This is a genomic window from Candidatus Rokuibacteriota bacterium (assembly GCA_016209385.1).
GTDB lineage: Bacteria > Methylomirabilota > Methylomirabilia > Rokubacteriales > CSP1-6 > JACQWB01.
In genome coordinates this window covers 1-8,390 of record JACQWB010000078.1, presented here as the reverse complement: position 1 = coordinate 8,390, position 8,390 = coordinate 1, and the positions used below count along the sequence as shown (strand labels likewise).

Here is an 8,390-nt window from a genome sequence, read left to right as displayed (position 1 = left end):
GTTTAGGCGGGGTGGGATGAAAGGCCGTCAGGCCATGGGGACGCGGGCTGGAACGAGCGCCCGGGTGAGCGGGTCGACCGAGAGGGCGAATTGCTCGAGCGAGACGGCTCCGAGAAGCGGAAGGCTTCCCGGGGGCCCGAAAAGACAGGTAGTGTGAAGGGTCCGACCGTTAAGGGTAATCAGAATCTCCGTTGCGAGCCACTCGTCGCGGCGTCCGTCAGCCAGCACGACGGGGACACGCCACTCGGGAGCAAGTCCGAGGGCCTCCAATTGCGGGGTGGGGAGGCAGGTGAACATGGCCCCGGTATCGACAAGAAGTTTCACTTCAACAGGGGATGCGTCCCGACGTGGGTTGGCCACAAGCGCGGGGTATGTGAACGCGCTCATCGCCATTCAGTATAGCACCCACGGATAGACTGGAGGATGCGCGGCTCGGCCCGACTGACCAGGTGAGTCAATGAGTGTTCAGCAACTTGGCTTTCGCCTGTACCTGGTGACTGACCGGCATCAGACCGGAGGGCGGCCCCTCACCGACGTGATCGAGGAGTGTCTCGGGGCCGGGGTGAGGGTTGTCCAACTCAGAGAGAAGGATCTCACGGCTGCAGATCTCCTGGCGCTGGCTCAGCCCCTCAGAGGGCTGACCCGGCGGGCAGGGGCCGGGCTTTTTATTAACGACCGGGTGGACGTCGCCCTCGCGGTGGAGGCGGACGGTGTCCAGCGCGGCCATACGTCACTTCCGATCCGTCTCGTGAGAGCCGTGGCCGGGGCGCGGCTCCTGATCGGGGCTTCGGTGCACGGCCTCGAGGAAGCCCGGGGTGCCGAGAGCGAGGGGGCCGACTTTCTCGTCTTCGGCCCTGTCTACGACACGCCTTCCAAGCGTCCGTACGGCCCGCCCCAAGGGGTGGAGGCCCTCGGGCGCGTCGTCGAAGCTGTTCGCGCTCCGGTCTTCGCCATCGGCGGCCTCACCCCTGAGCGCGTGGGGGAAGTCAGGGCCGCCGGCGCTCACGGGGTCGCTGTGATCTCGGCGATCCTGGCGGCCGACAGGCCGGGAGCCGCCAGCAAAGCGTTTCTTGACGCGCTGGGGAGTGCCTGATGGCCGCGCCGAAGCGCGTGATCATCGTCGGAGGCGGGATCATCGGCTGCGCGACTGCCTACGAGCTTGCCAAGGCCGGCTGCGCCGTCACCGTCATCGAGCGAAGCGCTGTCGGCGCCGAGGCCTCGGGCGCGGCGGCAGGAATGCTCGCCCCGCTGGGGGCTTCGGCCGGCCGGTTCCAGGAGCTGGCGCTGGCGAGCTGGAAGCTCTACCCGGAGATCGTCGCGGAGCTGAGAGCGGCGACCGGCGTGGACGCGGAATACACGACGACCGGCAGCCTCTACGCGCTCTTCACCGCTGAGGAGGTCCGCGCCGCGGAAGCCTGGTGCGGGGAGCCCGCGGCGAGGGAGGCCGGCGTCACGCTGCTGGAGGGGCCGGAGGTCGTCGAGCGCGAGCCCGCGATCTCCAGAAAGACTCGCGCGGCCCTCTTCGTTCCCGTGGATCACTGGGTGAACAACCAGCGGCTGACCACCGCGTATGCCCAGGCCGCTGCCGCCCGCGGGGTCACGTTCCGCCTCGGCGCCCGGGTGACAGGCGTGACCGTGGAAGCCGGTCGGGCTGCCGGCGTCGTGGCCGCCGGCGAGCGCGTCCCCGCCGACGCCGTTCTGCTCGCGGCCGGCGCCTGGTCGGGAGAGCTGGCGGCGTCACTCGGGGCGCCGCTTCCCGTGGAGCCCGCCCGTGGCCAGATGCTCGCGCTCTCCCACGTGCCGCCTCTGATCAAGCACTGCATTCATGGGGCGGAAGTCTACCTGGTCCCGCGCCCGTCGGGAGAGCTTCTGATCGGCGCGACCGTGGAGCACGTCGGCTTCGTCCGCGCGGTGACACCGGAAGGGATCGGCTCGCTGATCCGGTCGGCGCTCGAGCTTGTCCCTGACCTGGCCGACCGCCCCATCGCGCGCACCTGGTGCGGGTTCCGTCCCTGGGCGCCGGACGGGTTGCCGATCCTGGGCCCGTGGCCCGGCGTGGCCGGCCTCGCCGTGGCGAGCGGCCACTTCAGAAACGGCATCCTCCTGGCCCCCATCACCGCCTCGTTGATGAAGGAGCTTATTCTGGACGGTAGGCCTTCGATCGACCTGACCCCGTTTCGCCCTGACAGGTTTGTCAGAAAGGAGCCCTGATGCGCACCAAGGACCAGCTCAAGCAAGAAATCTGCGCGGCCATCGACCGGCGCGCCGAGCAGATCATCAGAATCGGCGAGACCATCCGGAAGAACCCCGAGCTGGGCTTCAAGGAGGTCAAGACTGCGCGGCTGGTGGAGGAGGCCTTCAGGGAGATGGGGCTGGCGCCCAAAGGGAGGCTCGCTCTGACCGGCGTGCGCGCCGAGCTACGCTGCGCCGGACCGGGCCCCAGCTTCGCGCTTCTCGGCGAGCTGGACGGGCTCGTTGTCCCGGGTCACCCGCTGGCCGATCCCCAGACCGGCGCGGCCCATGCCTGCGGCCACAACGCCCAGGTCGCGGGGTTGCTCGGTGCGGCGATGGGGCTCGTCGACGCGAGGGCCGCCGAGGCGCTGGCGGGGCGGGTCGTCTTCTTCGCGGTCCCTGCCGAAGAGTACGGAGACGTGGAGTGGCGGGTCCAGCAGGCGCGGGAGGGGAGGCTCGAGTTCCTGGGGGGCAAGCCCGAGCTGCTGCGCCTCGGGCACTTCGACGACGTGGACCTGGCCATGATGATCCACACGACCGCGAGGCCGGAGGACAAGAAGGCCGGCGTCGGTGTGTCCAACAACGGGTGCGTCGTGAAGACGGTCCGCTACCTGGGCCGGGCCGCCCACGCCGGCGGCGCCCCCCACCGGGGCATCAACGCCCTCTACGCGGCGAACATCGGGCTCATGGCGATCAACGCGATCCGCGAAACGTTCAAGGACGAGGATACGATCCGCGTCCACCCGATCATCACCCACGGGGGGAACCAGGTGAACGTGATCCCCGCCGAGGTCCGGATCGAGACCTACGTGCGCGGCAGGACGATCGAGGCGATCCTGGAAGCCAACCGGAAGGTGGACCGGGCGCTCAGGGCCGGCGCCCTCGCGCTCGGCGCCAAGGTCGAGATCGAAACCCTCCCCGGTTATCTCCCGCTGTTCAACCACGAGCGCATGACGGCCCTCTTCAAGGCCAACGGCGTCGCCCTGGTCGGAGAGGAAGACTACACGACTGTCGGCCACCGCACCGGCTCGACCGACATGGGCGACATCTCCCACGTGCTGCCGACCCTCCATCCCTACATGGGCGGCGCCCGCGGCGGCCATCACGCCGCCGACTTCGAGATCGTGGATCCCGTGCTGGCCTACGTCGCCCCCGCCAAGGCTCTCGCGATGATGGCGGTGGACCTGCTCGTGGACGGCGCCGCCCAGGCCCGCGAGATCCTGGCGGGCTGGAAGCCCCGGATGACCAAGGAGGAGTATCTGGCATTCCAGCGCGGCGTCGCGTGCCGAGAGCTGTTCGACGGCGGTCGGGTCGAGCCGGCTGCCGCCGGCTGAGCTGGGAGCACCATGTACGGCACAGCCGGGGTCGACTTTCCCCGTCGCATCGTCTGTCTGACCGCCGAGACCGCCGAGATCGTCTTTGCACTCGGGGCCGGGGATCGGGTTGTCGGGGTTCCGGGAACCGCCACGCGTCCGCCAGGGGTCAGGGAAAAACCGAAAGTCGGAGGCTTCACCACCTTCAAGCTCGGCAAGGTCCTGGCCCTCGAGCCCGACCTGGTGCTCGCCTTTTCCGACCTCCAGAAGGACATCGTGAGAGACCTGGTCGGCGCGGGCGTCCCGGTCTTCGCGACCAACCAGCGCTCCTTCGAAGAGATCCTCGAGACGGTACTGATGATCGGCGGCCTGATTGGACAGGAGGCGGCGGCCCGAGCGCTCATTCAGGACATGAGGGACGAGGTCAAGCAGATCCGGGAGTTCTCCAGCGTCTGGCCGGACCGGCCGCGGGTGTACTTCGAGGAGTGGCCGGATCCCCCGATCGCCGGCATCCGGTGGGTCTCGGAGCTGATCGAGTTTGCCGGCGGCCGCGACATCTTTCCCGAGCTCCGTGACAGGCCCGCGGCTGCGGAGCGCGTGGTGGACCTCGGTGAGGTCGCGCGCCGCGATCCCGAAATCATCGTCGCTTCCTGGTGCGGCAAGAAGGTGGACCCGGCCGCCATCGTCTCGCGCCCCGGATGGGGGGCGATCTCCGCCGTGAGGGCCGGCCGAATCTACGAGCTGGACGGCTCCGACATCCTCTCCCCGGGCCCCTCTGTAATGGTAGGCCTGCGTCATCTCCACGAGATCATCCAGTCTTACAAGGCGAACGGCGGCATCACTTGAAGCTCTCTCGTAGCTCGTTCCCCCAAATAGCTGGAAAATAAGTTATAAATTCTGGCCGAGCTGACCGGTGTGTGCCGGCGAAAAAAACGGCGGGGGCCCCGGGAGGGCGTGGTACGATGAAAATCCCTTCCGGGGAACCCCAAGGAGCCAGGCGATGACAGGCGGGATTGCGCACCCCGAACGCTTTTTTGCCGATCGGTTCGGCCTGATTCCGTCCCGCCTGGAGCGCCTCCTCGGCTCGGCGCTGGCCGGCCGCGTGGAGGACGCTGACCTCTACCTCGAATACCGGGTGAACGAGGAACTCGTCCTCGAAGAAGGCGCGGTCAAGACGGCCTCCCGTCACGTGAGCCAGGGCGCGGGGGTGCGGGCCCAGTCCGGAGAGCGGACCGGCTACGCTCATACCGATGACCTCGCGCTCCCGAACCTGGAGGAGGCCGCGCGCCAGGCCCGGGCGATCGCTGACCGGTCGAGCAGTTCTGCGGTCGTGGCCGTCAGGTCGGGCCCCCGGCCGCACGACCTCTACTCGCTCGAGCTGTCGCCGGTGGCTGCCGACCTCTCGGGCAAGCTCGATCTGCTGCGGCGGATCGACCGCGCCGCGCGCGCGGACCCGCGGGTCCGGCAGGTGATCGCGAGCCTCTGGAGCGAGGAGCAGATCACCCTGATCGCCCAGGCGTCGGGCTGGATCGTGGGAGACGTGCGACCCCTGACGCGTCTCAACGTCACGGTGATCGCCGAGGAGCACGGCAAGCGCGAGGTCGGACACCACGGTGGGGGCGGGCGAGTGCCCTTCGACTTTTTCATCGAGGAAGGCCGATGGGAGCGCTACAGCAGCGAGGCCGTCCGACAGGCGCTCCTGAAGCTCACGGCCGTGGACGCCCCGGCGGGGACCTTCACGGTGGTCCTGGGGCCCGGATGGCCGGGCATCCTCCTCCACGAAGCCGTCGGGCACGGGCTCGAGGGAGACTTCAACCGCAAGAAGCTCTCGGCGTTCTCGGGCCGGATGGGCCAGAAGGTGGCCTCCGAGCTGGTGACGGTGGTGGACGACGGCACGCTCCCGAACCGTCGCGGCTCGCTGAACATGGACGACGAGGGCACGCCGACACGGCGGAACGTCCTGATCGAGCACGGGGTCCTCGTGGGCTACATGCAGGACCGGCTGAATGCGCGCCTGATGGGGATGGCGGCGACGGGCAACGGGCGTCGGGAGTCGTTCGCCTACCCGCCCATGCCGCGGATGACCAACACCTTCATGCTCGCCGGCCAGGACGATCCCGCGGAGATCATCCGATCCGTCGCCTACGGGCTCTACGCGGTAGCCTTCGGCGGCGGCCAGGTGGACATCACGAACGGGAAGTTCGTCTTCTCCGCGAGCGAGGCCTACCTGATCGAGGGTGGGCGGGTCACCGCCCCGGTGAAGGGGGCGACGCTGGTCGGGAACGGGCCGGAGGTGCTGACACGGGTCTCCCGCGTCGGTCACGACCTCAAGCTGGATGAGGGGGTGGGGACCTGCGGGAAGGACGGCCAATCGGTCCCGGTCGGCGTGGGGCTCCCCACCATCCGCGTGGACGGGATCACGGTGGGCGGCACGGACGTATGACCGACCTCCTGCAGGACCTCCTCCGGCGGGCGAGGGCGCGGGGCGCGACGGAGGCCGACGCCTTCGTCGTCAAGCAGCGCCATGCGTCGGTCCAGGTCCGTCTCGGGCAGCCGGAAGCCGTGGCCCACGCCCGGGAGCAACGGCTCTCGCTCAGGGTCTTCGTGGGTAAAGCTGCCGCCTCGGCCTCCACCTCCGACCTCTCCGCGGGTTCTCTCGAGCGGCTGGTTGACGAGGCGACGGGCCTGGCGCGGCTGACCGCGGCGGACCCGCTCGCCGGGCTTCCGGATCCTGGCGACCTCAGCACGGGGATCCCCGCCCTCGACCTCTGCGATCCCGACGGTCACGCCGTCACGGTCGAGGAGAAGCTTGCCCTGGCCACGCGAGCCGAGGCCGCCGCGCTCGAGGCCGATCCGCGCATCACGAACTCTGAGGGAGCCGAACTCTTCGATCGTCAGGCCGAGTACGCCTACGCCACCTCCCACGGCTTCGCGGGCACGTACCAGACCTCCAGCTTCAGCCTGACGGTCTCCCCCATTGCCGCCGTCAACGGCGAGATGCAGCGGGACTCCTGGTACACGCTTGCGAGAAAGCGGGCGCGGCTCGAGCCGCCGGAGCAGGTCGGGCGCACCGCGGCCCGACGCGCTGTCCGCCGGCTCGGGGCTCGGAAGGTGAGGACCGCGGAGGTTCCGGTGATCTTCGATCCGGACAACGCGGCGAGCCTGGTCCGGACCCTCGCAGGCGCGGCTTCCGGGCCGGCGCTCTACCGGGGGGCTTCTTTTCTCCTCAACCGGGTCGGCAAGCGCATCGCGTCCTCGGCCGTCACCATCGTCGACGACGGGACCCTTCCGGCCGCGCTCGGCTCTCGACCCTTCGACGGCGAGGGCTTGCCGATCCGTCGGACCGTTCTGGTCCAGGAGGGAGTCCTCGAGTCCTACCTTCTCGATACGTACAGCGGGAAGAAGCTCGGGCTCCCGTCTACCCACCACGCCGCGCGGGACGGAAGCGGCATCAGCGTGGCCACGACGAACCTCTACCTCGCCCCCGGACCCGCAGCCCCCGAGGAGCTGATCGCCTCCGTCAAGAAGGGTTTCTACGTGACGGAGCTCATCGGGTTCGGCGTCAACCTCGTCACCGGCGATTACTCGCGCGGGGCCGTGGGCTTCTGGATCGAGGACGGTCAACTCGCCTACCCCGTCGAAGAGGTCACCGTTGCGGGGAACCTCCTCGAGATCTTCCGGGCCATTGACGGGGTGGGAAGCGATCTGGTGCTGAGGAACAGGACGTCGGCGCCCACCGTGCGGGTTGCCCGCATGGTGGTCGCAGGGGATTGAGGGCATCGCATGATCATCGACAGCCACTGCCACCTGCACGATCCAGCATTCGCCGACATCCGCGAGACACTCACGCGCGCCCTCGCCCACGATGTCTGGGGCATGATCGCCGTCGGGTGCGATCCGCCGACCAACGAACTGACGCTCGCGGCGGCGGGCCAGCACGGGAAGGCCATCTGGGCCTGCCTCGGGTACCACCCGGAGTGGGCGCAGCTCGATGCGGCGGCGCTCGAGCAGGTGGAGGCTCAGGTCGCGGCGTACCACTCCCGGATCGTGGCGCTGGGCGAGGTCGGGCTCCCGTGGTATCGCCTCGAGGGGGCGGCGGACGCGGCGGACGTGATGGCGCTGGGGATCGAACGGCTGGGGCGGCTCCTCGACCTGGCGCACCGCTATGACCTGCCGGTCGTCCTCCACGCCCCTCACGGCGCGGCGGCCCAAGCCCTCCCGCTGCTCACGCGGAAAGGCATTGAGCGGGCCGTCTTCCACTGGCACAAGGCGCCCGCCGACGTGACCCGCGCGATCGTGGAGGCGGGCTACTATGTCTCGGTCTCGCCGGAGGTGGTGTACCGGGAGCGGGACCGGGAGCTTGTCCAGTGGGTTCCGCTCGAGTCTCTCCTCGTCGAGACGGACGCCCCCTGGCCCTTCAAGGGTGAGTTCGAAGGGCTTCCCTCCGGGCCGTGGCTGGCGTCGCGGGTGGCGGAGGAGGTGGCCAAGATCAAGCAGTTGCCGGTTGACGAAGTGATGTACCGCCTCTCGACGAACACCTGCCGTCTCTTCGACCTGGTCTGGACGTAGCGTCTTCGATCAGGCCGGCGGGTCCTGTCCCGGCACTCCCCACGCTTCGCGTGGGGGCCGCCCCGCCGTGCTCGCCGGGTACCCGCGCCGCAGGCGTGGGTGGCCCGGTGTGGGGTCCGCCGTTGCGCGCGGCCCCTCCCCTTGCGGGGGCCCGCCCCATCGCCGTGCCACCCGCCGGCCTGGTCAGCCATGGCAGGCCGTGCGGTGCTAACGGCATCGAGAATTCCTTAGAACAATCAGTTGAACGAAACCGCTTCGCGGTGGAAGGAGTAGAGC

Annotated in this window: 8 protein-coding genes; 7 read left to right on the top strand and 1 reads right to left on the bottom strand. The window is 69.3% G+C overall.

What is annotated here, in order from left to right:
- Window positions 1–27: 27 nt before the first annotated feature.
- The gene (locus HY726_05500; protein ID MBI4608447.1) at window positions 28–393 is read right to left on the bottom strand and encodes a hypothetical protein; all 366 of its coding nucleotides are present in this window, start codon (window positions 391–393) and stop codon (window positions 28–30) included.
- 64 nt (window positions 394–457) lie between these two features.
- Here HY726_05500 and thiE point away from each other — a divergent pair, with 64 nt between their 5' ends.
- From thiE to HY726_05465, 7 genes are all read left to right on the top strand, one after another.
- On the top strand, window positions 458–1,093 hold the full coding sequence (gene thiE / locus HY726_05495; protein MBI4608446.1) for a thiamine phosphate synthase: 636 nt from the start codon (window positions 458–460) through the stop codon (window positions 1,091–1,093).
- Window positions 1,093–2,211, top strand: coding sequence for a glycine oxidase ThiO (thiO, locus tag HY726_05490; GenBank protein ID MBI4608445.1), 1,119 nt, complete (start codon window positions 1,093–1,095; stop codon window positions 2,209–2,211). The genes thiE and thiO overlap by 1 nt, the downstream gene beginning before the upstream one ends.
- A complete protein-coding gene (locus tag HY726_05485) occupies window positions 2,211–3,566 on the top strand; it encodes an amidohydrolase (protein ID MBI4608444.1) in 1,356 nt (451 codons plus the stop codon). Before thiO ends, HY726_05485 begins: the two co-directional genes overlap by 1 nt.
- A 12-nt stretch (window positions 3,567–3,578) precedes the next feature.
- Entirely contained in the window at window positions 3,579–4,391 is an 813-nt protein-coding gene (locus tag HY726_05480) for a cobalamin-binding protein (GenBank protein ID MBI4608443.1), read from the top strand.
- A 154-nt stretch (window positions 4,392–4,545) separates the two neighbouring features.
- A complete protein-coding gene (tldD, locus tag HY726_05475; GenBank protein MBI4608442.1) occupies window positions 4,546–5,988 on the top strand; it encodes a metalloprotease TldD in 1,443 nt (480 codons plus the stop codon).
- On the top strand, window positions 5,985–7,319 hold the full coding sequence (locus tag HY726_05470; GenBank protein MBI4608441.1) for a TldD/PmbA family protein: 1,335 nt from the start codon (window positions 5,985–5,987) through the stop codon (window positions 7,317–7,319). Before tldD ends, HY726_05470 begins: the two co-directional genes overlap by 4 nt.
- Window positions 7,320–7,328: 9 nt before the next feature.
- Entirely contained in the window at window positions 7,329–8,114 is a 786-nt protein-coding gene (locus tag HY726_05465) for a TatD family hydrolase (GenBank protein MBI4608440.1), read from the top strand.
- Window positions 8,115–8,390 lie beyond the last annotated feature (276 nt).